The organism is Reticulibacter mediterranei, assembly GCF_016587455.1.
This window is the reverse complement of sequence record NZ_BNJK01000002.1, coordinates 2,224,419-2,250,517: the sequence shown is the minus strand read 5'-3', so window position 1 is coordinate 2,250,517 and position 26,099 is coordinate 2,224,419. Positions and strand designations below refer to the sequence as shown.

General features: G+C 53.9%; 25 protein-coding genes. 19 read left to right on the top strand and 6 right to left on the bottom strand.

Annotation, left to right across the window (positions count from 1 at the left end; translation table 11 throughout):
- Positions 1 to 328: 328 nt before the first annotated feature.
- The 9 genes from K3T83_RS48560 (at position 329) to K3T83_RS48520 (ending at position 10,255) form a co-directional block, all read left to right on the top strand.
- Positions 329 to 1,378, top strand: a complete 1,050-nt coding sequence (locus tag K3T83_RS48560; RefSeq protein ID WP_220210358.1) for an NAD(P)H-dependent flavin oxidoreductase — start codon at positions 329 to 331, stop codon at positions 1,376 to 1,378.
- A gap of 287 nt (positions 1,379 to 1,665) precedes the next feature.
- Positions 1,666 to 3,747, top strand: coding sequence for a sigma-54-dependent Fis family transcriptional regulator (locus K3T83_RS48555; protein WP_220210357.1), 2,082 nt, complete (start codon positions 1,666 to 1,668; stop codon positions 3,745 to 3,747).
- Positions 3,748 to 4,151: 404 nt separating this feature from the next.
- The gene (locus K3T83_RS48550) at positions 4,152 to 4,940 is read left to right on the top strand and encodes an MIP/aquaporin family protein (RefSeq protein WP_220210356.1); all 789 of its coding nucleotides are present in this window, start codon (positions 4,152 to 4,154) and stop codon (positions 4,938 to 4,940) included.
- A 43-nt stretch (positions 4,941 to 4,983) separates the two neighbouring features.
- Positions 4,984 to 5,985: a dihydroxyacetone kinase subunit DhaK gene (gene dhaK, locus K3T83_RS48545; protein WP_220210355.1), complete on the top strand. Its 1,002-nt coding sequence runs from the start codon at positions 4,984 to 4,986 to the stop codon at positions 5,983 to 5,985.
- Between the two features lie 133 nt (positions 5,986 to 6,118).
- Positions 6,119 to 6,757: a dihydroxyacetone kinase subunit DhaL gene (gene dhaL / locus K3T83_RS48540; protein ID WP_220210354.1), complete on the top strand. Its 639-nt coding sequence runs from the start codon at positions 6,119 to 6,121 to the stop codon at positions 6,755 to 6,757.
- A 62-nt stretch (positions 6,758 to 6,819) separates the two neighbouring features.
- Positions 6,820 to 7,227, top strand: coding sequence for a dihydroxyacetone kinase phosphoryl donor subunit DhaM (gene dhaM, locus K3T83_RS48535; protein ID WP_220210353.1), 408 nt, complete (start codon positions 6,820 to 6,822; stop codon positions 7,225 to 7,227).
- A gap of 49 nt (positions 7,228 to 7,276) precedes the next feature.
- Positions 7,277 to 7,552 carry an HPr family phosphocarrier protein gene (locus tag K3T83_RS48530; RefSeq protein WP_220210352.1) on the top strand — a complete coding sequence of 92 codons (276 nt, stop codon included), beginning with the start codon at positions 7,277 to 7,279 and terminating at the stop codon, positions 7,550 to 7,552.
- 4 nt (positions 7,553 to 7,556) lie between these two features.
- On the top strand, positions 7,557 to 9,350 hold the full coding sequence (gene ptsP / locus K3T83_RS48525) for a phosphoenolpyruvate--protein phosphotransferase (RefSeq protein WP_220210351.1): 1,794 nt from the start codon (positions 7,557 to 7,559) through the stop codon (positions 9,348 to 9,350).
- Positions 9,351 to 9,808: 458 nt separating this feature from the next.
- Positions 9,809 to 10,255 carry a hypothetical protein gene (locus K3T83_RS48520; protein WP_220210350.1) on the top strand — a complete coding sequence of 149 codons (447 nt, stop codon included), beginning with the start codon at positions 9,809 to 9,811 and terminating at the stop codon, positions 10,253 to 10,255.
- 34 nt (positions 10,256 to 10,289) lie between these two features.
- On the opposite strand, the gene K3T83_RS48515 is transcribed toward K3T83_RS48520, so the two are convergent.
- The 3 genes from K3T83_RS48515 to K3T83_RS48505 form a co-directional block, all read right to left on the bottom strand.
- The gene (locus K3T83_RS48515; RefSeq protein ID WP_220210349.1) at positions 10,290 to 10,439 is read right to left on the bottom strand and encodes a hypothetical protein; all 150 of its coding nucleotides are present in this window, start codon (positions 10,437 to 10,439) and stop codon (positions 10,290 to 10,292) included.
- Between the two features lie 81 nt (positions 10,440 to 10,520).
- On the bottom strand, positions 10,521 to 10,910 hold the full coding sequence (locus tag K3T83_RS48510) for a VOC family protein (protein ID WP_220210348.1): 390 nt from the start codon (positions 10,908 to 10,910) through the stop codon (positions 10,521 to 10,523).
- 206 nt (positions 10,911 to 11,116) lie between these two features.
- Positions 11,117 to 11,899, bottom strand: a complete 783-nt coding sequence (locus K3T83_RS48505) for a PadR family transcriptional regulator (RefSeq protein WP_220210347.1) — start codon at positions 11,897 to 11,899, stop codon at positions 11,117 to 11,119.
- Positions 11,900 to 12,048: 149 nt separating this feature from the next.
- Here K3T83_RS48505 and K3T83_RS48500 point away from each other — a divergent pair, with 149 nt between their 5' ends.
- The 3 genes from K3T83_RS48500 (at position 12,049) to K3T83_RS48490 (ending at position 14,361) form a co-directional block, all read left to right on the top strand.
- Positions 12,049 to 12,621 (top strand): helix-turn-helix domain-containing protein, encoded by a 573-nt coding sequence (locus K3T83_RS48500; RefSeq protein ID WP_220210346.1) that lies wholly within the window; start codon positions 12,049 to 12,051, stop codon positions 12,619 to 12,621.
- Positions 12,622 to 12,660: 39 nt separating this feature from the next.
- The gene (locus tag K3T83_RS48495) at positions 12,661 to 13,149 is read left to right on the top strand and encodes a GNAT family N-acetyltransferase (protein WP_220210345.1); all 489 of its coding nucleotides are present in this window, start codon (positions 12,661 to 12,663) and stop codon (positions 13,147 to 13,149) included.
- Between the two features lie 168 nt (positions 13,150 to 13,317).
- Entirely contained in the window at positions 13,318 to 14,361 is a 1,044-nt protein-coding gene (locus K3T83_RS48490; protein ID WP_220210344.1) for an RNA polymerase subunit sigma-70, read from the top strand.
- Between the two features lie 164 nt (positions 14,362 to 14,525).
- On the opposite strand, the gene K3T83_RS48485 is transcribed toward K3T83_RS48490, so the two are convergent.
- Positions 14,526 to 15,077, bottom strand: a complete 552-nt coding sequence (locus tag K3T83_RS48485) for a dihydrofolate reductase family protein (RefSeq protein ID WP_220210343.1) — start codon at positions 15,075 to 15,077, stop codon at positions 14,526 to 14,528.
- Positions 15,078 to 15,276: 199 nt separating this feature from the next.
- Here K3T83_RS48485 and K3T83_RS48480 point away from each other — a divergent pair, with 199 nt between their 5' ends.
- The 6 genes from K3T83_RS48480 (at position 15,277) to K3T83_RS48455 (ending at position 23,378) form a co-directional block, all read left to right on the top strand.
- A complete protein-coding gene (locus tag K3T83_RS48480; RefSeq protein WP_220210342.1) occupies positions 15,277 to 15,975 on the top strand; it encodes a response regulator transcription factor in 699 nt (232 codons plus the stop codon).
- A gap of 50 nt (positions 15,976 to 16,025) precedes the next feature.
- Positions 16,026 to 17,549 carry a sensor histidine kinase gene (locus K3T83_RS48475; protein ID WP_220210341.1) on the top strand — a complete coding sequence of 508 codons (1,524 nt, stop codon included), beginning with the start codon at positions 16,026 to 16,028 and terminating at the stop codon, positions 17,547 to 17,549.
- 137 nt (positions 17,550 to 17,686) lie between these two features.
- Positions 17,687 to 18,553: a class I SAM-dependent methyltransferase gene (locus K3T83_RS48470; protein WP_220210340.1), complete on the top strand. Its 867-nt coding sequence runs from the start codon at positions 17,687 to 17,689 to the stop codon at positions 18,551 to 18,553.
- 376 nt (positions 18,554 to 18,929) lie between these two features.
- Entirely contained in the window at positions 18,930 to 20,117 is a 1,188-nt protein-coding gene (locus tag K3T83_RS48465; RefSeq protein ID WP_220210339.1) for a hypothetical protein, read from the top strand.
- Positions 20,118 to 20,530: 413 nt separating this feature from the next.
- Entirely contained in the window at positions 20,531 to 21,925 is a 1,395-nt protein-coding gene (locus tag K3T83_RS48460) for a cytochrome P450 (protein WP_220210338.1), read from the top strand.
- Between the two features lie 211 nt (positions 21,926 to 22,136).
- Positions 22,137 to 23,378, top strand: a complete 1,242-nt coding sequence (locus K3T83_RS48455) for an MFS transporter (protein ID WP_220210337.1) — start codon at positions 22,137 to 22,139, stop codon at positions 23,376 to 23,378.
- On the opposite strand, the gene K3T83_RS48450 is transcribed toward K3T83_RS48455, so the two are convergent.
- Entirely contained in the window at positions 23,364 to 23,912 is a 549-nt protein-coding gene (locus K3T83_RS48450) for a TetR/AcrR family transcriptional regulator (protein ID WP_220210336.1), read from the bottom strand. The two genes, K3T83_RS48455 and K3T83_RS48450, sit on opposite strands and share 15 nt — an antisense overlap.
- Positions 23,913 to 24,123: 211 nt before the next feature.
- On the opposite strand from K3T83_RS48450, the gene K3T83_RS48445 reads away from it, so the two are divergent.
- Positions 24,124 to 25,095 carry an amidohydrolase family protein gene (locus K3T83_RS48445; RefSeq protein WP_220210335.1) on the top strand — a complete coding sequence of 324 codons (972 nt, stop codon included), beginning with the start codon at positions 24,124 to 24,126 and terminating at the stop codon, positions 25,093 to 25,095.
- A gap of 49 nt (positions 25,096 to 25,144) precedes the next feature.
- Here K3T83_RS48445 and K3T83_RS48440 read toward each other — a convergent pair whose 3' ends face one another.
- On the bottom strand, positions 25,145 to 26,068 hold the full coding sequence (locus K3T83_RS48440) for an NADP-dependent oxidoreductase (RefSeq protein ID WP_220210334.1): 924 nt from the start codon (positions 26,066 to 26,068) through the stop codon (positions 25,145 to 25,147).
- Between the last annotated feature and the right edge of the window lie 31 nt (positions 26,069 to 26,099).

Sequence of the window (26,099 nt, the reverse complement as noted above, 5' to 3'; positions counted from 1 at the left end):
CTTCTACCAACAACCTGTATAAGGATACCTATTTTTTATGAGAAAGGCTGTGAATTGCTTCACAGAATCGCTTGCCGTGCCGCTTGATGAACATAAGTGATTATGTCCTTAGACAGCCACTCATCGCCCATCGGTAGAATTACCAGGTCTTCTTTAATCCACTTCAATAAGTTTCTCATCAACAATCAGGTAATTTCACAGATGCCCTTTCCCCTCCCTTCAGCTACACTCAATAGAAGAGTCCGTGGGAGAAAAATGGTGAATCCATTAGAAATACATCTCGCATTTCAAAAGACGGTTCTTTAAGAAAGGACACAGGCGATAGAAGATGCAAAATATGTTCGAGACGCATTTGACCACAGAGTATGGTTTTGAGATACCTATTATTTCCGCTGGTATGGCCTTTATTGGTATGCCCGCGCTGGTTGCGGCAGTTTCCAACGCCGGGGGTATGGGTACACTTGGCGCATCGTTGGTTCCTCCCAATGGATTACGCGCACTGATCCGGGCGACGCGATCAATGACCGCGCGACCGTTCGGCGTCAACTTTATCACACAATTTGCTGAAGAGGCTCAGTTAGATGTTTGTATTGAGGAGCGCGTTCCAGTGGTCAGCTTCTTCTGGAACGATCCTCCCGAAGCCTTCATCCACCGTCTCAGGGCCGCAGGAGTGAAGGTGTGGATGCAGGTCAGCTCTCTCCAGGAGGCGCGTGCGGCGGTTCAAGCTGGCGTTGATGCCGTCATCGTCCAGGGGAAGGAAGCTGGTGGACACAATCGCAGCACCGCCAGCACACTCACCCTCGTTCCCGCCGTGGTTGATGCCATCGCCCCCGTTCCGGTTATTGCAGCGGGCGGTATCGCCGACGGACGAGGCATGGTTGCGGCGCTTGCGTTGGGAGCCGAGGCGGTCTGGATCGGAACGCGATTTGTGGCCAGCCAGGAGGCATATGCACACGACAAGTACAAGCGGTATATCGTCGAGTCCGAAGCAACGGAGACGGTTCGCACCACCATATTCGGTCCCGAGTGGCCTCATCAGCCGATGCGGGTTATTCGCAATCGCGTAGTCAATAAGTGGGTCAATCGCGAGAGCGAGATAGTTTATGATCCCGAATCGACTGAATTTATAGGCGCAACAACCATTGGGGGTGAGCATGTGTTACTCCCCAAATTTTCCGCGCTCCTGCCCACACCTGATACGACTGGCGATTTTGAAGCTATGTGTCTAACGGCAGGCGAAAGTGTTGGTCTGGTAAAAGATATCAAGCCGGCAGGCGAGATCGTGCGCACAATGATTGAAGAGGCGAGATCAATTATCACACACCGCTTCGGTCCAGCGCTGCATGTTCCCTATAGCCAGGCACACCAGCAAACATGAATGTTAAGAGCGAGAGGCCCAGGATTCGACGGCCTCTCGCGCAATTGCTTCAACAACGGCAACCACTTTCTCTGGGCGCAGCTTGATCGTCACAACATCAGGCTTCCGTTCCTGCAGCATTCTCTGCGGAGCCAGTTATTGAGCAAGCAGGCTTAGGTGATTTTACCTGATCCATTGTTGCAAAGCAGTTCTCAATCACTGAAGGCTTCCTTTGCTCTGGTTGTGCTATACTACCCACAAGCTATCTCTCTACAAAAATCTCCCTGTCTATTTGAAGGAGAGAGTCGATGCACAGTGTGATGCGCAACTATCTGGAGATCTGGAAGCAATTTATACTGCACGATGAGATAAAGGATACAATAAGCAACGGCATCCTTCCTCCAGCACTGCTACAATCGTGGCGTCGTTGTGCTGCTTATAAAATCGATCCCCACGCATCCTACACAACCAGCACACCCACAGCAGTAATAGAGAGCGTCCCTCACGAACTGCTTTTGCTGCTGCGACCATCGATGGAAGACCTGCATCAATTTGCCGAGGGTGCTGAGTGCGTCGTGGTCTTCGCCGACACAAACGCAACAATTGTCGATATTGTAGGAGATCACTTGCTGCAACAAGAACTCAAGCGTCTGGGCCTCTCTATCGGTTCCTCATGGAGCGAGGATCAGCGTGGCTCTAACGCTCTGGCGCTCGCCCTGCAAGAGTCGTTCCCTATGCAGCTTGACGGCCCTATGCACTATTGCGCACCATTGCATCGCTTCTATACGTCAGCTGCACCCGTTCACGATCTGTTCGGACAGACGGTTGGTGTGCTGGGGGTCATTGGCCATCACGGACAGTGCCACCCCCATACGCTGGGCATGATCTCTGCCGCCGCACAAGCTATCAGCAACCAGCTCCAGATGCAGGTCTGGTTGAGCAATGCCAACAATCTTTTATCCGAACTGAAGACCATCCTCCAGACGCTTTCTGAGGGCATCCTGCTATTGAGCCGCGACGGAATCGTCTCACAGATGAACACACCAGCTGGCACGATGCTTGGTCTCCAGCCCGAACGCGTCACTGGTAGACATCTGCGCGATGTGCTGCCACTGCCCCCGGTGCTAGCTCAGGCGCTCTCGTTCCATCAACCACTCTCCTATGAAGAGCTGGTTTTTGAGACCCATCAGGGCCGCGTGGCCTGTCTCTGCACGCTCAAACCTATCTCCAATGCTCAAAGCGAGACCGAAATAGAGGCGATTGTCAATTCGGCCAATCTGATTATGCCGGAACCCGTGACAACCGATGGCTTTGTCCTGATTCTACGCAGTATCGAGCGGGTGCAAAAGCTGGTTCATCGCATGACGGGAGCGCACGCACGGCTAACATTTGCAAATGTGGTGGGCGAAAGTCCTGCCGTCAAAGAAGCGCTTCGCCGTGCCAGACTTGCCGCCGGCAGCAACTCGACTGTGCTATTGCATGGAGAGACGGGAACGGGCAAAGAGATTTTCGCACAGAGCATCCATAACGCCAGCACGCGCGCCAATGGCCCGTTCGTAGCAATCAACTGCGCCGCCATCCCCAGGGAGCTGATTACAACCGAACTGTTCGGCTACGAAGGTGGTGCGTTTACCGGCGCTGATCGGCAGGGGCGGCCCGGAAAGTTCGAGCAGGCGCACGGCGGCACGCTCTTTCTAGACGAGATTGGCGATATGCCGCTCGATCTCCAGGCAAGCTTGCTACGTGCTATCGAGACGCGCACTATCGTTCGTCTCGGCGGCCAGCGCGTGATCGCAGTCGATGTGCGCATCATCGCCGCGAGCCACAAGGATCTCCACGCCGAAGCCTTGCAGGGCAACTTTCGCTCCGATCTCTACTATCGCCTCAATGTGCTGACCATCGAGATTCCCGCACTACGGGAACGTCGCGAAGATATCCCTTTGCTGGTCCGCTATTTCTTACAGCGCCAGAGCCGCATCCTGGGCCATCCCCTGAGCATCTCCGACGACGCCCTTACTCAACTATCCAGCTACCACTGGCCCGGCAATATCCGCGAACTGGAAAATATGTTGGAACGCGCAAGCTATCTGACAACAAAGACGCTGATTACTGTTGATGATCTACCTATGCCACACACCCGCCCTTCGCTTGTGTCTCCAACACACATGCAAGAGATACCTCAACTCAACAACATACCAGCACCATCCAGCAAACCGCTGAAAGAGCAACACAAGCAGACCGAAGCGGAGGCTATCCTCGCCGTCTGGCAACAATGCAACGGCAATGTCACGCTCACCGCCTCCCAACTGGGCATCAGCCGGACAACGCTCTGGCGCAAAATGCAGAAATACGGCATAACGAACCATCCCCCCAACAAAAAAGAGAGCTAGTCATGGAGGTTTCACATTTGCAACATACCGATGTTGCAAATGTGAAACCTCCATGTTGCAATACTGCAACACACTGCTCCTGACACGTCCGTTTGTTTTCCCTCTTGATGCCACATTGCTGCATTTTTTAGTTCCGATAATCTCTCCAACACGCTCCCCAGGCCAGTATACAAACATATTACGTTGCAACATATCCTCTCATGGGCAAAGTTTGGCATGGATATTGCACTAGTAAATAAGGTAGAGACCACCGAAGAAAGGAGGTTAACGCACTCTCAATTCTATCCTTGCGTTGTCCTGCATGTTGGGAAGAGCCAACAAGATCTGTTTTCGTTCTAGAACTTCTTTATTTGTCTACGCGAAAGGAGCGTGTCTGCCATCGAAGGCAGGCCAGCAAACACACTATGACAAAGACACCGACGTTAAGCCAGAAATTCTTTGCCGAACTACTGGGAACAGCTTTCCTCGTGCTAATTGGACCCGGTTCTATTCCTGCTACCTTTCTCCTCATTAACGCCAGCGGTGGAAAAGCGAGCTTCACGATGGCCGATCTGGGCATGATTGGCATCGCTTTTGCCGTCGCGATTGCCGCAATGGTTTACACTATCGGCCACATTTCCGGCTGCCATATTAACCCGGCAGTAACGCTGGCCTTTGCCTTCACAAAGCGCATCTCCTGGAACGAGGCCGGAGCATATATTGTTGCTCAACTGATTGGCGGTATCCTGGGCGCTTTCGGAATTGCTCTGATCTTCGGCGCTTCGGCAGCTTCAACCATCGGCTTCGGTCCCACAAACTTTGATCCCACCACGACCAGCTTCCTGCAAGCAACGGCAATTGAGGTCGTCGGCACCTTCCTGTTGCTCTTCGTCATTATGGGCGTTGCGGTGGATGGCAGAGCGCCCGGCGGTTGGGCTGGCCTCATTATTGGCCTGATCGTGGCCGGCGAAGTGATCGTCATGGGACCAATCACCGGCCCGTCGCTCAATCCCGCGCGCACCATTGGACCAGCCCTGCTGCAAGTGCTTTTCGGCGGCAAATATGATCTCACACACTTGATCGTCTACATCGTCGGCCCCATCATTGGCGCAGCCCTCGGCGTCATCGCGTACGATTTTGTGGCAGGCACCCGCACCGCGAGCAATCCCGAAATGGGAGGCATCGAAAAAACGGCGGTCGAAGGGCAACAGTAAGTTTGTGACAATTGATAGCAATGATGCATGAAAGGGAACAACGATGAAAAAGTTGATCAACACTGTTGATGGTATCGTCACCGATGCGCTGGCAGGCATGCAAGCGCTCCATCCCGAACTGCTACATGTGGACTTTGAGAACCAGATTATCGTCCGAGCTGGGGGGCCAGTTCAGGGCAAGGTTGGTCTGCTCTCAGGTGGTGGCAGCGGCCACGAACCGCTGCACGGTGGATTTGTGGGACATGGCATGCTCGACGCGGCCTGTCCGGGAGCGGTCTTCACCTCTCCGGTTCCCGATCAGATGCTCGCTGCGACACGGGCCATCAACGGTGGCGCTGGCGTGCTGCATATCGTGAAGAACTATACCGGTGACGTGTTGAACTTCGAGATGGCGGCGGAACTGGCCGCTGCTGAGGGGATCGAGGTCGAGGCAGTCGTCACGAACGACGATGTGGCGGTGCAGGATAGTACGTGGACGGCCGGGCGTCGTGGAGTTGGTGTAACGGTGTTGCTCGAAAAGATCGTCGGTGGCCTGGCTGAAATGGGAGCGCCCCTCGCGACGGTAGCACAACTGGCGCGGCGCGTGAACGAGCAGGGAAGAAGCATGGGCATTGCACTCACCTCCTGTACCGTCCCGGCTGCTGGGAAACCAACCTTTGAGCTGGGCGAGGATGAAATGGAGGTTGGCGTTGGGATTCATGGCGAACCGGGGCGACGGCGCGCAAAACTGGTCTCTGCCGCCGAGATTACCGAGATGATCGTCAATCCCATCATCGAAGATCTCAGCCTCACATCTGGCGAACGCGTCCTGGCATTTGTCAACGGCCTGGGTGGTACGCCGCTGATCGAGTTGTACGTTGTAGCAAACGAGATGGCGAAGATCCTGTGCGGCAAAAATATCACCATCGCACGCTCGCTGATCGGAAGCTATATCACCTCGCTGGAAATGGCTGGCACCTCTATCACGCTCCTGCGCTTAGACGACGAGATGGAGCGCTATTGGGATGCTCCCGTACACACACCCGCGCTCCGTTGGGGTATGTAGCAAAGTCTTTCGTAGTGGAGCAATTTATCGCGTGAGGGGGAACCTGGGAGGGACTTGCTCCAACGCGATAAATTGCTCCACTACGAAACACATTCCCGATTTTGGAAGGAAAATTTCATTATGGAGGAAAGGCATGCCAGTTACCACTGAGAACGTTCTACAATGGCTCAAGCAATATGCACATGTATTGCATGAGAACCGCGATTACCTGACACAACTTGATTCCGCGATTGGCGATGCAGATCATGGGATTAACATGGATCGCGGCTTCCAGGCGGTGAATGAGAAGCTGGCAGGAATGCAGCAGATGGATATCGGCTCGATCCTGAAAACCGTTGGCACGACGCTGGTTTCAACGGTTGGCGGGGCGAGCGGCCCCTTATATGGAACGGCCTTCTTGCGCGCCGGTATCGCCACCACTGGCAAACATGAGCTATACGAGGCCGATATGGTGAATCTGCTCACTGTATTTATAGAAGGCATCAAGGTGCGCGGCAAGGCGCAGGCAGGCGAAAAGACGATGCTTGACGCTCTGATACCGGCACTGGAGGCTGCACGAAAAGCAGAGGAGAAAAAGCCAGGTCTCGGGCAACTGATCCACCAGAGCAGCGCAGCCGCCGAAGTCGGGGCAAAGGAGACAACCTCTATGATTGCCACCAAAGGGCGCGCAAGCTATCTCGGCGAGCGCAGTCGCGGGCATCAAGATCCGGGTGCTACTTCGAGCTGGCTCCTGCTCAAGACGCTTTCCACCACGCTTACAGAACAACAATAAAGTATTGAGAGAGAAGATAACAGCAAAAGTACAACTCATACATACTAGCAAGGAGTCTTTTTGTGGCCGTAGGTCTTGTAATTGTATCTCATAGCGCTCGTCTGGCAGAGGGAGTCGCCGAACTCGCCCGACAGATGGGGCACGGGCAGGTGGCAATAGCAGCGGCAGGTGGCACGCCAGACGGGTCATTAGGAACCTCCATCGAGAAGGTGCTGGCGGCACTGGAACAGGTCGCCGGACCTGATGGAACGCTGCTTCTGCTCGATCTGGGCAGCGCCGTGATGATCGCTGAGATGGCAATGGAAACATTTACCGCCGAGCATGATTATCGCGTCGTCATCAGCACAGCCCCACTTGTCGAGGGAGCAGTCGTCGCAGCGGTTGAAGCCTCGATTGGTAACAGCCTGGAAGAGGTCGCCGGAGCCGCTGAAGCTGCTGGCGCGCTCCCCAAGCTGCATAGGGATCAATGATCCAGCCTGGAGTGATGACACATCCGGCACAAACGAAAGGGAGAACAAGGTGCCTGTAGCGGAAACAACAATCGTTATTACCAATCGCGTTGGTTTACACGCTCGTCCAGCCCGCTTGCTTGTCCAGACGGCAGCAAAATTTCAGTCGCGCATCCAGCTTCAAAAAAACGACAAAACAGCGAATGCGCGCAGCTTCATCAACATCCTCAAGCTAGGCGTGGCAGTTGGCGATGCGCTGCATATTCAGGCCGAAGGAGAGGATGCAGAGGCAGCGATACAGACGTTAACGGAACTGATACATCGCAAGTTTGACGAAGAGGAATAAGGCTATGTCGCAAGAACTTCATGCCCCAATCGCTCCGTTGCCAGCTCTGGCAATCTCTGCTGGCGTCGCTATCGGCCCGGTCCACCTGTTCCGTCGCGCCCCCGCCCCCATCGAACAAAGCACGATCGGCTCTGAGCAGGTCGAGGGCGAGTTGCAGCGTTTGCAAGAGGCGCTGGGACATGCCATACAAGAACTGCAAACGTTGAGTACCCATGTGGCGGAAACTGTTGGCAGAAGCGAGGCTGATATCTTCGAGGCTCAACAATTGATCCTGGAAGACCCCGATCTACTCGAAGAGGTGCAGGCGCTCATTGCCCAACAGCACTACTCCGCTGCCTCCGCGCTACAACAAGCAGCAAAGCGACAGGCCGATGAGCTAGAGCTGGTGGACAATGAAGTATTGGCGGCTCGCAGTACAGACATCAGAGATGCGGTCGCGCATGCCATCAAATATCTGACGGGCACCAGCCAGACTTGGGCAGCGCCAACCACGCCGGTTATCATTGTGGCCGATGATCTGACGCCTTCGGACACGGCAAAGCTGGACCCACGCAATGTGCTTGGGATATGTACTGTAACGGGAGGGCCGACGACGCACGCCGCCATCATCGCTCGTACGCTGGAGATCCCAGCCATTGCAGGCATCGACCCGGCTCTGCTCGATATGTTGCGCGATGGTGAGCTAATTGCCGTCGATGGTTCTCAAGGGCTGCTCTACCAGCATATCCCGACCGACCTGCAACAACAATTGCAAGCAACCGCACGACAGCAATGGCAGGATCGAAGCCTGACCCGCCTGCGCGCTCAGGCACAATGGCAGCAGCGCCGAGCCTCAACCGCTGATGGCACCGCCGTACAGGTCTCTGCAAACGTTGGCGATGTCGAGAGCGCTCATGCGGCAGCGGAATCTGGCGCAGAAGGGATAGGGCTGTTGCGCACCGAGTTTCTCTTTGGCGGTCGCTCTGCCTTCCCGGACGAACAGGAGCAGTTCGAGAGCTATCTAGCAGTGTTTCGCGCCTTTGCTCAACATGCACAATTGGGCCAAACCATCGTTGCTCGCACACTCGATGCAGGCGCGGACAAACCATTTCCCGCCCTGGAACCGTTGATCGGCCCGCTGCACGAGGCAAATCCAGCTCTGGGGTTACGTGGTGCGCGCATCCATCTCATCTACGATGAGTTGTTACGCCAACAACTACGTGCTCTCCTGCTTGCCGGGAGTGAGGCCGATATCCACCTCCACATCATGTTCCCAATGATTGCCACGCTGGAAGAGGTGCGTCGCTTGATAAACATCTATCATGAAACGCGTGCGGGTCTGGAAACCGCTGGCATCATATTGCGGACTGACACGCAGGTTGGCATTATGATTGAGACGCCCAGCGCGGTTTTTATGGCTGATGCGCTCGCTCGTGTGGTCGATTTTTTCAGTATCGGTGCCAACGATCTCTATCAATACACGATGGCGGCTGATCGCACCAATGGCCGCGTTACGGGCATGTTCGGTCTGCTTGAACCAGCCGTCTGGCGGAGCATCTATCGTGTCGTGCAGGCCGCGAATCAGGCAGGGAAACTTGTTGCCGTCTGTGGCGAGCTGGCGGCAGATCCGCGCATCGCACCGCTTCTAGCCGGTCTTGGCGTCCAGGAACTCAGTATGAATCCTCCGGCAATAGTTCGCGTCAAAGCGGCCCTCCATCGTCGCACGATCGATTACTGGCAACAACGTGCGCACGATCTGCTCCTGGCTGAAACTGTTACTGATGCATTAACGATAGTAGAAACTGCTGAGCAAGAGTAGCCAGACTCGTGAGACATCGCTAATAAACATACCAGAAATTGTAAAAAAGCGCTCACCATTTATACGGTGTGTATAAATATACGAAGCGCTTTTTTGTGCTTGTATGCAAGGGCTCTCCTTAACGTTGCAGATCGCTCAGGGCTTTCCAGTTCTCCGCTCAAAGGGGTGCAGGGGTCTCCCTGCCGGGGCCTGGGGCGTCCCCAGTTTCCTTCCCTCCTTCGCGCGCCGCCTGCGGTGGCGCGCAGAAGAGAAGAAAAAAGGTTTTTGCGGGGACACCCCGCACCCCGGCAAAGGGCTGCCGCCCTCTGCACTCCTGCTAGATGGGAGAATTGGAAAGCCCTGGCAGATCGCTCAGCTCTCTTGACAAAGGAAATTTGCCGCTTATAATTAATAAATAGATCATCTATTTATTAATTATAAGCGGCAGGAAGCCAGCGTTTCTAAGGAGAAGTAGTCCTATGACTCAAACATTCGTTGAAGCTCTGATTCTGATTCCCTCTACGCTCACCACCGGGTATCTGATGTGGATAGCAACCGTACTCCAACGTGTGTTAAACGACATAGATGAATCGTCATTTGGGCGTTTTATACCACTGTTATATCGGCACGCGATTAGATCAGTCTACACTGTTTTTACATCCAGTATTACATTTGTTGCTATGATTCCCTATTTCATTTTCTACGGATTCAATCACTGGTGGTTCATCGCTGGTTTGCTCTTCTTTGTGTTATCCTCGGTCGCCGGAAAGCTTCTCAACCTCCCGGTTTATAGCAGGATCTCTGCCCTGGGAAGCGACGAGGTGACACAACTCAAGCAGGAGCGCCAAAAACTCCAAACGGCCAACCTGGTGCGCGCCTGGCTCTGTCTGATATCTACCATTCTCATGATGCTTCAATTCGCTTGAAATCCTGCGTCCTGTAGGCATCCATAGGGATCTATCAGGCTCGCCACTTGAGCAGGGTCACAACCAGCACAACCGCAAAAAGGACTATGCCCATTGCAATGAGGTAGGACAGTGAGTAGCCAGAGGCCAGCGATCCATGCATTTGTTCTGTGCGCGTGGCAGCAAGCATTGCCAGCAGAGCCAATCCGACCGCTGAGCCGATTTGCTGACTCGTCGGAGGATGTGTGGCAAAGAATATATGAAAAGGCTGATGTACGATCAGAGTTTATCGGCTTGTAAGGTTCTGGTACACGCTCCCGCTAAATTGGACATACTTGATTTGTGCTCCATCGGGATGCTGCACCCGCATTTCCAATCCGGTTGGAGCCTGTTTCGGTCCTTCAATGATTGTAGCACCGTGCTTGAGCAAGAAGTCCTTCCATTCCTCAATCGAATCGACGAGCAGGTTTGCCTGAGTGTTTTTGAAAGACTCAAGCGCCCGCTCAGGCCCGGCGATCAGCAGGAATGAACCAACCTGTGCCGCCTCTGCTTCAATTTCAGGATAACTCTCGCGCACGCCGCACGACTCACCAAAGAACGACTCATAGAAAGCGATGCTTGCTTCTAATTGCTCGCGGTCCACATACAGTCTTGTAATCGTCTGTAGTACCTTCATCTTCTTGCCATCTCCTTTTATCTTCATAATGATGAAATCTCATCTATCACAAGTATACCATGCCCTTATAGATTGAACAAGACAAAGTAATTAAACAGATCATTCGATTCTTCTGATAGATTGGAAAGGATCGGGCAAAAGCGCTAGAGCCTATAAGATAAGACGTGAGTACGGCCGCATGACATAACTGCCGTACTACACGACGTTTAAGCTTGCTCGACCTCTGGTGCCTCGCCCGTATCGGTCTTTGGCTCCGAAGTCGTGGACGAATTTGCGCCATAGATGAGATCCTTTAGCTCCTGACGCGTCGTTTCGAGAAGAGCGCGCACGCGTGCCAGTTGCTCAGGGTTGTCAAAAGACGAACGGGCAACTATAGCAAAGAGTCGTGCAACCTCCGCTGCCTCACTGCCCAAAGCCTGAATTGTGGGATCATTGAAGAAACCTCTGCGTCCTCCAAACCCGCGTCTCCAGGGAGCACCAGCAAAGCTCTCGTCCTCTTTCTGCTGTTCAGCGAGGAAGGCGCGCCCGGCATCAGTAATCGCGTAGGTTTTCTTGCCCTCGGTCTCCTGAACGGTCACGAAACCACGATCCTCCAACATTTGCAGCGTGGGATAGATAGTCCCTGCGCTGGGAGTGTAGAAGCCACCTGACTTCTCTTCCAGAGCCTTCATGATTTCATAGCCATACATTGGCCGTTCGCGCAACAGCTCCAACAGCGCAAACTTCACGTCGCCGCGACCAAAGAAGCGTCGTCCCTCGCCAAACGGTCCTCGTGGGCCACCCTCGCCAAACGGTCCTCGACGACCGAATGGCCGACGACCATGCATACCGAAAGAGTGTTCGTGTCGTCCATGATGTTCATGAAAACGATGATGTCCACGCCTCTCACGAGGGTCTACTTCATCTTGCATCCAGGGAGGTGTCCAGGCACCCCAGTCGCCACCTTGTTGAGTTTGATAGGCAAAGCCTTTTCCAAAATTGTGAAACATGTGTTTTGTTTGTCCTTTCTTTGTATTCTTACGAATACGATATATCGTTATGTGAAAATTATAACGATATATCGTATTCTTGTCAAGGCTTTATATGAGGAAAATCAGCTCCTTGACAGATTTCCCTGATATGGGATATCCTCTCATATATGGAAAACAATGCTACTGATAACGCTTCCATTGATTGGCTGCTCGCTCAGCGTCTCAAGACGTTGCGGACAGAGCGCAGCTGGTCGTTGGACGAACTGGCAAGACGCAGCACCGTGAGCCGCGCCACGCTCTCCCGGCTTGAGAATGCGGAGGTGAGTCCCACAACGAGTGTATTAGGCAAGCTCTGTGCGGCCTATGGGCTGCCTATGTCGCGGCTGATACGCATGGTCGAGGAACACTTTGTTCCGCTGATCCCCCGCAGCGAGCAACCTGTCTGGACGGATCAGACCATCGGCTTCCAGCGGCGTTCGGTCTCTCCACCAGCCCAGACGCTAGCAGGCGAGGTGCTTGAGTGCGAACTCGATCCAGGAACCCATATCACCTATGACCGTTCTTCCAGACCTGGCTTAGAACACCATCTGCTCATGATCGAAGGGCAATTGGAGATCAGCATCGAGGGAAAGACCTATGAACTGCGACCCGGCGACTGTTTGCGCTATCAGATCTCTGGTCTCAGCTCATTCGCCACTCCCGCAGACTGCGCCGCCAGATACCTGCTTTTTATCGTGTGATGTCTCTTGCAAGATCGTTTTCTAGAGAAGGAAAAGTTCATGTTTACAGTGCGCCGCTACACCGCCTCCGATCAGGAAACCGTCGAACATCTCCATGTCTCAGCTATTCAGCAGACTGGAGCCTATCTGGGGCGCGGTCCCTGGGACGATGATGTTTATGCAATTGAGGAAACATATCTCAGGAATGGAGGAGAATTTCTGATCGGCGAAGACGACGGTCTGTTTGTGGCGATGGGAGCCTTGAAGCGCACCAGTGCGCAACGTGCCGAAATCAAACGAATGCGCGTCGTCCCCGCCTACCAGGGGCGCGGCTATGGGCAACGCATTCTGGACGAATTGGAGGCTCGTGCCTACGCACTTGGCTACCAGACCTTGCATCTCGACACGTCTACCCTCCAGATTCCCGCCCAGAAGCTCTATGAAAAGAACGGCTTCCGTGAAGTGGGCCGAGACTCCTATCGACAGCAACTCGGCCCTGATAGCTACCAGATGCTTGAGGTCATTCTATACGAAAAACAGCTCGTCTAGATGACTGCTATTTACCCAGATCTGCTCCTTCTCCAACAGATCCATAACCTCTTGACCCGGTGCCGCTCGGCGTGTACAGTGTATTAGCACATAAATTGACATTGATGGATCAGAAAAAGCAGCACAACATCTTAAATAGTTCCAAAAAGCCTGACGAAGAGGTGCTACATGGAGGCATCAACCCAAACCGCCCTGGTGCTCGCCGCTCAAGCGGGCGATCAGATAGCTTTCGCTACTCTGGTGGAACCGTATCAGCGGGAATTGCTCATACACTGCTATCGGATGCTCGGCTCACTCCATGATGCTGAAGACCTCGTGCAAGAGGCTCTGCTGCGGGCATGGGAGAAACGTGCGACCCTCACCAGCCCGCGATCGTACCGGGCCTGGTTATACCGCATCGCCACCAATCTGTGCCTGAATATGCTTACCCGCGCCCCTCGACGATCCTTGCCACCAGAAATGTATCCAAAGAGCGATCCCGGCAGTCCCTTGCCTGAGTCTGCACGAGAACCGATCTGGCTGGAGCCGTTCCCAGATGATCTGCTCACTGATCCGCATACTGGTCCAGAAGACCGTGCGCTACGGCGTGAACATATTACCCTGGCTTTCCTGATGGCGCTTCAGCACTTAACACCAACGCAGCGTGCCATTCTGCTCTTGCGCGAGGTGCTGGAGTGGCCAGCAGCCGAAGTAGCTGAGTGGCTCAACCTCTCCGTTCCCGCCGTCAATAGTGCCTTGCAGCGCGCTCGACGTGCTTTACAGGAACGCAATGTACTCCCAGAAACCCCAATTACACCTCCACCTCCCCAATTACAATCCTTGCTTGACCGCTACGTGGCATGCTGGGAGCAGGCAGACATCCCTGGACTTGTGGCGCTGCTGCGGGAAGACGCCTGGTTCACCATGCCGCCGCTTCCCATCTGGCTTCAGGGACGAGTCGCCATCGCTACAGAACTCTCGGCAAGAATCTGCATTCCTGGCCGGCACTGGCACCTGCTTCCAACACGCGCCAATGGCCGCCCAGCTTTCGGCCTCTACCGGCAGGAAGCCCAGGCCAACAGCTATCAGTTCATTGGTCTGGTGGTGCTGGATGTGGTAGAAGGGCAGATCGCAAGCATGGTCTCATTCCTGGAACAGTCCTGCTTCTCGTCATTCGGCCTGCCACCCACTCTTCCATACGAGAGAGAGCATACCCGGCACTTCCTGAGCTAGGTATGCTCTCTCTCGTATGACATGTAGTATCTGGAACTTCTTTCAAGGGTGAAAGAAGTTCCAAGTTATGTCAGTCGTCCAGGCGACTCGTAGTCAGGTCGACAGTTGTTCCTGCCAACCTGCTTATTATGCCGGACGCTATTTTGCCGCCTCCTCAAGCGTCCCTACCTCCCTTCAGATAGCGGCTCATAGGTGAGCTTGACAATGCCTTTCGAGAAGCTCTTTGTCTCAACAAGCTTCAATGTGGCGGTTTCGCCCTGCCGGAAGAGTTGCTTCCCCTGCCCTAGAACAAGCGGATAGATCAAGAAACCAAAGGCGTCGAGCAAGTGGTGCTTGAGCAATGTTTCTGTGAGAAGACCATGCCCATAGATGAGAAGATCACGTCCTTCTTGCAGCTTGAGTTTGGTCACTTCAGCGACCACATCCCCTCGAACAATGGTTGTGTTGTTCCAATCGGCTTTTTCCAGTGTCGATGAGAAGACATACTTGGGCATGGCATTGATCCTGTCAGCCCAGGGGTCAGTGCGTCTGGGCCAAATCCTGACAAAGCTCTCGTACGTAGCGCGACCCATCAACAGCGAGTCGCACGCCAACGCCTGGTCCAATCCGTCCCGCATATACGCCTCGTCGTCGCGGTATTCAGCAAATCTTGAGATGGCTGCTCCTGCGCAAACGCCGTCTAACGAGACGAGAGTATATTCGATAATGTTGCGCATAAAATGGTGTCCTTTCCTATTCAAACTCGATGAGCGAGAGAGCTCAATCCTCTTTCATCTATAGGACACACAATTGACCCTAAACTCATCGCAAATGATCAGCAAATTTAAGAAAACGCTCTGTTTTCAAACCCCGGTTTTGTATATACTATGGCAGTAGAGCCAACCATTGTCCATTGAAAAAGTTCAGGTGCACATTATGCAGAACAGGTCAGACACTTCGATTCTGGTTGTTGACGACGACCCACGACTCATCAACGCTCTTCGGCGCTCCCTCACTTATGAGGGCTATCATGTAACCACGGCGGCAAATGGGGAAGATGCACTCTCCCAGGCTCGCCGCCGAACGCACAACCTGATCATCCTTGACCGCCTGTTGCCCGATATGGATGGACTGATGGTCTGTCGTCGTCTGCGCGAAGAGGATCAGAACAGCGCTATCTTGATGCTCACGGCGCGGGACGCCATTGCCGATAGAGTGGAGGGACTGGAGGTTGGCGCAGATGACTACCTGGTCAAGCCGTTTGCGCTGGAAGAGCTGCTGGCACGCGTGAAGGCTCTGCTACGTCGTCGTGTCCCGCCTGATGTCCAGCGAGAAATTCTGGGTTTCGCCGATCTGGAACTGGACACGGCCACCCGTCAAGCCCGGCGCGGCCAACGCTTCATCGAACTCAGCACGACCGAATACGAGCTACTCCGCCTGTTTTTGCGCAATCCGCGCATCGTCTTGACGCGTGCCCTCTTGCTGGACCGGATCTGGGGTAGCGATTTCGAGGGCGGGGCCAATGTCCTGGAAGTCTACGTTGCCCATCTGCGTCAGAAGCTCGAACAGCAGGGAGAACCACGCTTGATTCAAACCATACGTGGTGCTGGCTATGTCCTGCGAGCAACTGAGTAAGCGACAAAACGCTGGCATGCAGTGGCGCACAAAGACGTTTGGAGAAGACAATGTACATTCCTCTACAAATTCGACTCACCAGCTTTTATATTGTCTTGCTGACGCTGGCACTCGTCTTTTTTGGCGCTCTCGCCTATACCCAGGCCGAACAGCGGGCATACTCCAACCTCGACGCCACTTTAAAGAGCCGGGCAGCCAGCGTACAATCAGGTAAGCTGATGGGGGATCAAAGCACGTTGCCATCGCTTTTGCCAGGTATTGCTGGCGTGGATACAGAGGGTGTTGCCATCGAGGTCTTTGACGAGCAGAGCAATCTTCTGGCAACCACTGACAACACGCAGAATGATATTACCCATCCTTTTATCGGGAACACTGTCCATAGCCCGGTGCCCTGGGATGCACAGGCGCTCTCCAGGATGCAACGCCATCCATCGACGGCCAGCGGCATCTATAGTACCGTTACCTATCAGGGTCAGCGTGTGCGGGTGTATACCGTCGCAAATAACAATTTCGGCCTGATGCATATCATCCAGACGGCACGCAGCGAGCAAGCCGTTGAGCAAATGTTGAACAATATGCTCTTTGTGCTGCTGAGCGGCGGCGCGCTGGTTATTCTCTGTGCATCGATAGGCGGCTGGCTGATTACGCTGGGGCTGCTCACGCGCGTTCAGCGCATTACACGCACTGCCTACAGTATCAATGAAAAGCAGAACTTTAGTCAGCGCGTTACACATCGCACTCAGGGCAGTCGTGACGAGCTATCACAGTTGACCGAGACGTTCAATACTATGCTGGATCAGCTGGAACGGCTCTATCGCTCACAACAGCGCTTTGTTGCCGACGCATCCCATGAACTGCGCGCCCCTATCACCTCTATCTGCTGCAATCTCGACCTGCTCACAAAAGCACCTGACCTGCCACCTGTTGAGGCACAGGATGCCCTGCTCGATGCGCGCGCCGAAGCTGAGCGTCTGGGTCGGCTGGTCAACGACCTGCTCATCCTCGCCCGTTCCGACGCAAGCCAGCGTGCAACATCATCATCTGTTCACAAACGCATCCAGCCAATCAACCTGGATAGCCTTGTACTCGATGTTTTCCGGCAATATCGACCGGCGCAAGACATGGAAAAACAGCAAGAGCAGCCCCGCTTGCTTCTTCAGCACATCACTCCCGCACAGGTTGCTGGAGATTCAGATCAATTGAAACAGGCGTTAGTTGCGCTGGTGAACAATGCCTTAAAATATACGCCAGCCACGGGCACCGTTTCGCTGCAACTGACCACTAACGCATCGCAGGCGATGATCGAGGTTAAAGATACAGGTATGGGTATTGCAGCCGTCGATCTGCCCCACATCTTTGAGCGCTTCTATCGCGCAGAGGAGGCTCGCACGCACGCGCTAGCAGGTAGCGGCCTCGGTCTGTCCATCGCTCAAAGCATTGTCCAGGAGCATCGAGGAAGCATCGAAGTGAGCAGTCATCCCGATACAGGCAGCACCTTTACCTTGCGCATTCCTCTCCTCAGCGACACCTCGCACGATCTCGAGCGCGCGGCCCATTCCTCCAACCGATCATAAACTCATTCACTACTGTTGAGCAAATATAGATTATTTATGGTATGCTTTAAATAATGAATAGTACATAACAGTGGCGAATCGCTATAGCATGATGCTTTACCAGAGGCGAGACAAGTGTGTAGAGAGGATAGTTCCAAATGACTCAGGAGAATAAGTATTTCATTGAAGCGGAAAACGCTGCAGAAATGGCTCGCTTGCTCAAATTAGATCGCCTGCTGACCAAAGCGATGGGAGGAACGCTCCCAGAACTTGCCCAGGAAGAACTGGCAAACCTGCATGATGTACTGGATATCGCCTGTGGACCCGGCGGTTGGGCGGTAGAACTGGCAAATACCTATCGCTCTTTGCGCGTGACCGGGGTGGATGCCAGTGAGATCATGATCCGATACGCAAATGGCTTCGCTGAAACATCAGGTCGCTCCAATGCTCATTTTAAGCGCATGAATGCTCTGTCGCTGCCTTTTATCTTTTCCGATCAAAGCTTCGACCTCATCAACGCTCGCCTGATTGTCGGATTCATGCAAACGACGTTCTGGCCGCATCTTCTTAAAGAATGCCAGCGCATTTTGCGACCAGGAGGCATCCTCCGCTTAACGGAATGTGAAGGCGGGATAGTTGGCGTCACAAACAGCGTTGGCTGTGAAATCCTCAATCGCGCGGGCGTACTGGCCCTTCATCGAGCCGGGCAATGCCTCACGCCCAATGATGCCCAGCTTGGCAATACCGCCGTTCTCCCTAGCCTGCTCCGACAGACGGGGTATCAAAGCGTAAGACATGTGGCCCATGCAATAGATTGGTCAACCAATGCCCCCTGGCACAATGCCTGCTGTCAAAACGCATTGATTGGCTTTCAACTCCTCAAGCCCTTCCTACTCAAGCATCAAGCAATCACAGAGCAAGCCTTTCAACAGGCATATCAACGAATGGAACGAGAATTGCAGACAGAAGATTTTTGCGGCATGTGGTATTTTGTCACCGTTTCCGGCACCAATCCTCCCCAGTAAACAGGTTAAGAGGAGTCACCTGAAAGTCCTGGAAAGCTTGTCATTCTCCTCTACATTTTTTATGCTTCGTAGAAGTGAGAGTGTTGTTCTTCGGCATATTCATAATTCTCATCCTCATCGGCGGTCTTGGCGCATTGCTCCTCAAACTTTGATCCCCATGCCGACTGGCATACTTATCGATTAGAGGCTCTGGGGAGCACTCTTCGTCTTCTGATAGATGGGGAGCAAATGCTTCAGGTTTTGAGATATCTCACGTATTGAATGCATTTAACGATATAAGAATAAATGTGAGTTACTTCATAGAGGTATCCCTCTTTTTCTCCTACAATGTGTTCATTGTGACGTAACATATATGCATCAATTTGAGGAGTCCAGGATGGAAATAAATATCCAGGAGCCAGGGAAGGAAGAACTGATCGAAGAGGAAAAGAGGGGTGAGGGGGTATCGGCCTGGGAGTTGTACAGGCGTGATCCTGTGCTCTGCTTGCTCAAAGGGCATTGGCACCTGAAAACAAGCTGGATTGTGGGTGGAGTGATCGTCCTCAGTTGTGCCATCTCCTTTGGTCTGGAAGCGCTTTCAGGAGGGTTTGCTCATAGTGTTCCTCTACGGTATATTATCCGCTTGTTATTACAAACGTTTGTATTGTTTCCATTGACAGCACTGATATATGTTTCTTTGCCGGCATCGATTCTCGGACTGTTCGAGACCTTGAAGGCCAATAGCGTGATTGGAGCGCCGAGGGAAGAGCGATCGAAGGGGGAAACATATGAGGAGGTGTTGGCGCGACTGGCTGCCTGGCAGGGCAGTATGTGGTGGACCGTGAGCGCCTGGCTGCTGGTTGGGAGCTATATGTTCTACCGGTTTGCGGTGATAGATGCAGCGGTGCGGAACAGCGATCCTCTCTGGCTCCGCGTACCGATGGCGATGGTCTATGGCTTGACCATCTATGTGGTATTTCTCAGTGTGGTGCGGCTGCTGGTGGGATGGATGGTGTTAAACCAGGTGTTTTCGACGTTTCGCATTCATCTGGCGCTCTGGCATCCAGATGGGTCGGCGGGGTTGGGGATCTTGGATGAGATGCTGGTGAAAAGCACCTGGCTGATGCTGCTCATGGGGATGGCGGTCTTTGCTGTCCATTCGTCTCTCTTGTCTGGGCAACCAACCATTTTTTCTCTCACGCAGGCGTTGGGATTAGGACTGGTGTATGTGGGATTGACGCCACTATTGGTGTTTGGTTGGCTCTGGTTGTCGCGTAAGGCATTTGTGGAGGCGCGGAGTGCGGCACTCAGACCGCTAGGACAACAGTTGCAGCGGGAATTACAGACCATTCTAGGATCACGGTTGGATGAGAGAGAAAAGCTGAAGAGAGAATTGGATCAGTTGGAGGAGATGAAGCGGTTGTATGAATTGACCAGGGAGGCTTTTCCGCTCTGGCCTGCCACCATCGTACAGGTCCGAAGGTTTTTTCTCGTGGTTGTAAGCCTCTCCGCAGCAATTCCAATACTGGCATTTCTGGTGACGATTGTTAATAGCATCTTTGGCTGGCACCTGCCGATAGTGTAGTGAACCCAGTGTGTGCAACGCCAAACCCTTCTATAACATTGCCCTGGCATAAATGACCAGGGCTTCCTGCCGCCAGGGATTTCCAATTCTCCCATCTAGCGGGAGTGCAGAGGGCGGCCGCCCTCTGCCGGGATGCGGGGTGTCCCCGCAAAAACCTTTTTTCTTCTCTTTTGCGCGCCTCCTGCGGCGGCGCGCGAAGGGGGGAAGGAAACTGGGGACGCCCCAGACCCCGGCAGGGAGACCCTGCGCCCCTTTGAGCGGAGAACTGGAAAGCCCTGTTCCTGCCGCGACTTCTGTGACTTCTGACCGACAGATATGATATACTATATCTCATAACAAGCTTTGCGACTCATAACTATGTATACCCCGGCTTCCTGGGAAGTTCCATTGCACAGTAATCACAAGGAGGATTGATGAAACCGACACCACCAGTGCTGGCAGGGCCGCCGATCATTGGGCATACCTTTCAATTCATGAAAAACAGCGAGCAACTGCTCCGGCATGGCTTCGAGACGCTTGGCCCTATCTTCACCATCAAACTAGCCAATCAACCCGCAGCGGTTTTGATAGATCCCGATTATCATCAAACGTTTTTTATGGAAACAGATAAACGTTTGAGCATGCATAAAACCTATAAATTTCTGAAAGCAGCGCTGGGAGAAGTCGGCTTCACAGGTCCACCCGAAGTCTATGCAGAACAGCGCCCGATCCTGCACAAGCCATTTAAAGGTGAAAAAGCCGCCAACTCGATCAAAGCCATGCAAATAGAGGTGCAGCAGTGGCTCGATTCGTTGGGAGAGCAGGGCGAGATAGAGCTGACGAGCGAGATTACCACGCTGGTCCAAAATGTGGCCTCGCATGCACTGATGGGGAAGAAATTTCGCGATCAGGCTGGTCCCGAATTCTGGCGCAACTACCTGATAATTGGCAAGGCACTTGATCCTGTCCTGCCGCCTTATCTACCGCTGCCCAAATTTATTCGGCGCGACATCGCCAAAAACCGGCTCCGGGCGATGCTGCGACCAATCATCGCCGAACGACGCGCCAACCCTGATCAGTACGACGATATTTTGCAAGATTTCGTCAATGCACGCTACAAAGATGGCCGTATCGTTGCCGACGAAACGATCCTCTCGCTGATCCTGGCCCTTATGTTTGCCGGACACGAGACCACCTCCGGTCAGGCCGCGTGGACCATCATCCAGATCTTACAGCACCCCGACTACTCGCAGAGCGTGCAAAAAGAGATCAGTGAGTGCCTGTCATCGGGTCGTACCATCGATGCAAAAACGCTAGTCTCGCTCAAACATGTCTTCTGGGCCGTTCAGGAAACGACGCGTATGCATCCCTCAGCCAGCACGCTGATTCGCAGGGCCGAAGAAGATATCGAGGTCGGCGACTACCGCATCCCCGAAGGCTGGCCCGTGTTCGTCTGTGCCGATGTTGCCCAGCGGCTCCCCGGCGTCTTCTCTGAGCCTCAAAACTACGATCCCCTGCGCTTCTCCCCCGATCGTGCGGAGGATAAGCAGCATCGCTTCTCCATCATCGGCTTTGGCGGTGGCGTCCATAAATGCGCAGGAATGAACTTCGCCAATAACGAGATGATGATCATTACCGCACTGTTGCTGCAACAATTTGACCTGGAACTGGTCACGAAAAATCCAGGCGTCACACGGGGCATGGGTGCCAGCCGCCCCGAAAAGACGCTCGTTCGCTACCGTCGCAAGCCAGCGCACGCGCTTACCGGCACACCATCCATCAACGCTGCGGAGGTTTGCCCTCATCTCAAAATGCAGCAAACGGAATAACCAATGACACATTTGCCGTAGTCGAGCGATTTATCGAGCATTGCCAGTAAATACCATTTTGACAAGCAATGCTCGATAAATCGCTCGACTACGGCAAATGTGAGTTTTTTGTTCAGCTTTCCCTTGCCTTTTTGTGTTTGATCGGGTACGCTTGGATAAGCATGCAAGTCGCGCTTGCGTGCTTATTTTTTATGGAAAGCTTGCTGCATCAATGCTCAACAAACTGGCACTCTCTGGCAACTTGCTCTCAAGGGCGTTAGCTGGCCCCTGGAGTATGAAACTCTTTTATCTCGGCTATTTTTCCGCTATGGGCGTTTACCTGCCCTATCTTGGCCTCTATCTGGGAAGCGTGGGCTTCTCTGGCACACAGATCGGTCTAACCGCATCGTTCTTTCCCCTCGCGGGAGTGGTGATGCCTCCACTGTGGGGACTGCTCAGCGACCGCTTCGGGTGGCGCAAATATTTGTTAATGGCCGCGCTCCTGGCCGCCATTCTCACCTCGCTGCTGCTCTGGTTGATCGCTCATTCTTTTGCCATGCTCCTTATCTTTCTCATCCTGCTGGCAATCGCGATCAGTCCAGCAATTCCGCTGGCCGATGCGATCACGCTGCAATGGATTGATGAGCGTGGAGGTAGTTATGGGGCAATTCGCGTCTATGGCTCTGCCGGCTTTCTCATCGCGGCAATTGTGGCGGGAACTATTCTCAACGCGGTTGGCATTGCCTCATTATTTCTGCTGCTGGCCGTCGTCTTTTGCGCTCCCTTCCTCGCCAGCTTCTTTATGCCCGGTCAGAGCAAGGCGAACATGACCCGTGCCAATAGCCGCGAACTGCTTATCCTGCTCCGTGATCGTGTGCTGCTTCTCTTCCTGCTGCTCTGTATGATCGGCTATGGCACCTTCGCGGCGTACAATACCTTCTTTGGCCTCTATCTGCGCAGTCTCGGCATCGATACCGCCGCTATCGGCCTCGCATCAGGCATGGCAAGCCTGAGCGAACTACCGATCATGATGCTCTCTCCACTTCTGCTGAAGCGGCTGGGCGTGAAGTGGCTGCTGATTATCGGGCTGAGTATAGCCGTTGTGCGCTGGCTGGGCTATGCCATCTTTACGGACTATCCCGCGCTGTTCTCTTTTACGTTGTTGCATGGCATTGCATTTGCCAGCTTCTATGTCGCGTCCGTCACCTTCCTCGATCAGCGCGTGCCGCTGCAACTACGCACAACAGGGCAAACATTGTTTTATGGCACCAGTTTTGGCTTAGGCACCTGGGCCAGCACCAATCTCTTCGGCGCGCTCTACGAACGGCTTCACGGTAGCACGACCTATCTTGTCGCCGCCGCCATCTGTGCCGCCTCGATTCTTGGCCTGATCCTGCTGATCCCACGCAACCCGACACAAGAAACAACAACTAGCGAGGCGTTACCTGAAGATGTTGCATCAGGGCATCTTTGAGTTTTTTACACCATAGAACAGCAGCGCCACAATCTGCTCGGGCAACCGATCATCTAGCGGCTGATCGGTTGCATTGGCCCGCACCAGGATCGGCCCGATCGCAGCTTCTACCAGAAAGTGGGCATCGACCTCTGCGGGAAGCTCGCCGCGCTCTTTGGCCCGCTGGATGACCACTTCGGCCCTGCTGAAGCGATCTTGCCAATAGGCTCGACGCACCTCTGCCAGTTCCGGCTGTGGATAGTGACCCACCACGATCTTATCGATAGCTTTCCCTAAAGGGGTCTGGATGCGCACAATGATCCCGCGCAACAACTCCAGCAGGTCGGTCTGCAAGGCTCCCGTATCTGGTGTGGGCGTCTCCGTGGCGGAGAAGTTTTGCAGCGCCTCCGCCACAATCGCCGCTTTGGTGCCCCAGCGACGGAACAACGAGGCCTCATTCACTCCGGCCTGCGCCGCAATATCTTTCGTCGTCATCGCCTCGTAGCCCCGCTGGCTCAACAACTCAAGCGTGGCATCCAGCACAACTCTGCGCACATATGAACTTCGCCCACCTGGACGAGCTTTCGGCCGCGAGGAGGAGCGCCATCCATCTCCCGCACCAGTTCCATCTCCCGTTTTCTCCATATCGTCAGTATAGCAAGTGACTTGGCAAAAAGCAAGTGACGCTTGCTTTTCTGTGAATAAGCTGCTATACTCCTAAACGTAAGTGACGCTTGCTTTAGTAATAAAAATAAAGGAACCCTACATGAAGATTATCGCGCTTGAAGAACACTTCCAGCTTGCGGAGGTCAAGGAGGCCGTCGCCAGATTGCTCCCCGCTTCGCATCAAAGCCTCTATAATCCACCCACCGCACAACTCGAAGATCTGGGAGATGGTCGACTGCAAGCGATGGACGCGATGGGCGTTGATGTCCAGGTGCTTTCACACCAGGCATCAGGGATACCACAGCTCCCATCAGCCGAGGCGGTGGCACTTTCGCGAACAATCAACGATCAGCTTGCGGAAGTTGTGCGCACGCATCCCGATCGTTTTGCGGGCTTTGCCACCCTGCCCACGCCTGATCCAGAGGCGGCGGCGCGTGAATTGGAGCGCTCAGTCAGGACGCTGGGCTTCAAAGGGGCAATGATTCATGGGCGCACCAATGATCGTTTTCTAGACGATCCCGCGTTCTCCCCCATACTCGAAGCAGCAGCAGTGCTCGACGTCCCCATCTATCTACATCCTGCGCCCCCGTCCAGAGCCGTGTCGAACGCCTACTATTCAGGTTTTGATCCTGCCGTCAGCGAAAGTTTCGCCACCTTTGGCTGGGGCTGGCACCTGGACACCGGCATTCACGCGCTCCGTATGGTCCTCGGCGGCGTTTTCGATCGCTACCCTAGCTTACAGCTCATCCTCGGCCACTGGGGTGAGATGATCCCCTTCTATCTGACCCGCTTTGCCGAGGCAATGTCCCATACCACAAAACACTTACAGCGCCCGCTTGCGGATTATTTCACGCAGCAGATGTACTTTACGCCCAGTGGGATGTTTACGCTGCCACCATTTCAGCTCACGCTACAACTGGTGGGGGCCGATCGCATTCTCTACTCGGTTGATTATCCTTTCCGAGCAGACGATCAGGCCAGGTTTTTTCTAGAAAGCGCCCCGATCAGTCCAGCCGACAAAGCAAAAATCGCGCATGGCAATGCCGAACAGTTGCTTAAATTATCCTTGTAATCTAATCAAGTCAGGAGTACGCGGTCCCGCGTACTCCTGACCTTCGTATTCAGACAGTGAGGACAATCTTGGCGATACCGCCCTTTTCGGCGATTGCGTGTGCTTCAGCAGCATCAGAGAGTGGCATGATGTGGTCGATTGGAATGGTCAGCTTGCCGTCGCGGACAGCTTCGGCATAATGCAAGGTGATATGCAAGGCGGTTGCGGGGTCGAGTTGCCCGAAAAGGACAGTGATGTGGATAGTAGGATGAAGCACGGCATCTTGTGGGGTTGGGGGAAAGCAGCCGAACGTCCCCCCCTGCTTGACCCTGGAGAGTAACTTGCTGCGGACATTACCACCAACGGTGTCGGCAACGCAGTCAAGCAGGCCAAGCTTGTCAATCTCTGCGTCATCATCGATGGCGATGGCTTCACTCACTCCGGGAAGTTGTCGGGCAGCGTCAAGTCGCTTGCCACGAACGCCGGCGATGACCCTCGCTCCGATCTCCGATGCCGCAAAGACGGCCGAGCGGCCGACAGCGCCCAAAGCACCAGTGATAAGCACTGTCTGGCCAGGTTTGACTTGAGCTGCTCTCCGTATGAGCTGATCGCCCGTTATGTTAACCAGCGGAAGTGTAGCAGCGGTGGTCATTTCCAGGCCATCGGGAATTTTGACGAGGATGGAGGCTTTGACAGTGCAAAGCTCGGCGTAGGTGTGCGTGGTCATAGCCATGACGCGGTCGCCTGGCTCAAAACCGGTGACACCCTCGCCTACCTCGACAACGATACCAGCAAGGTCACAGCCGAGGATATAGGGGAACTCAATCGGAATGAGATCCTTAACTACGCCAGAGCGCAGCAGCCAATCGGCGGGATTGAGGCAAGTGGCGGAGACGCGCACAAGCACTTCGCCAGCGGCGGGTTTAGGGTCTTCGACCTCTTCGTATTTGAGGTTTGACGCGGGACCGTATTCGTGGAGGACAATTGCCTTCATGCTTTACCTCGATTTTTTGAGATTTTTCTCC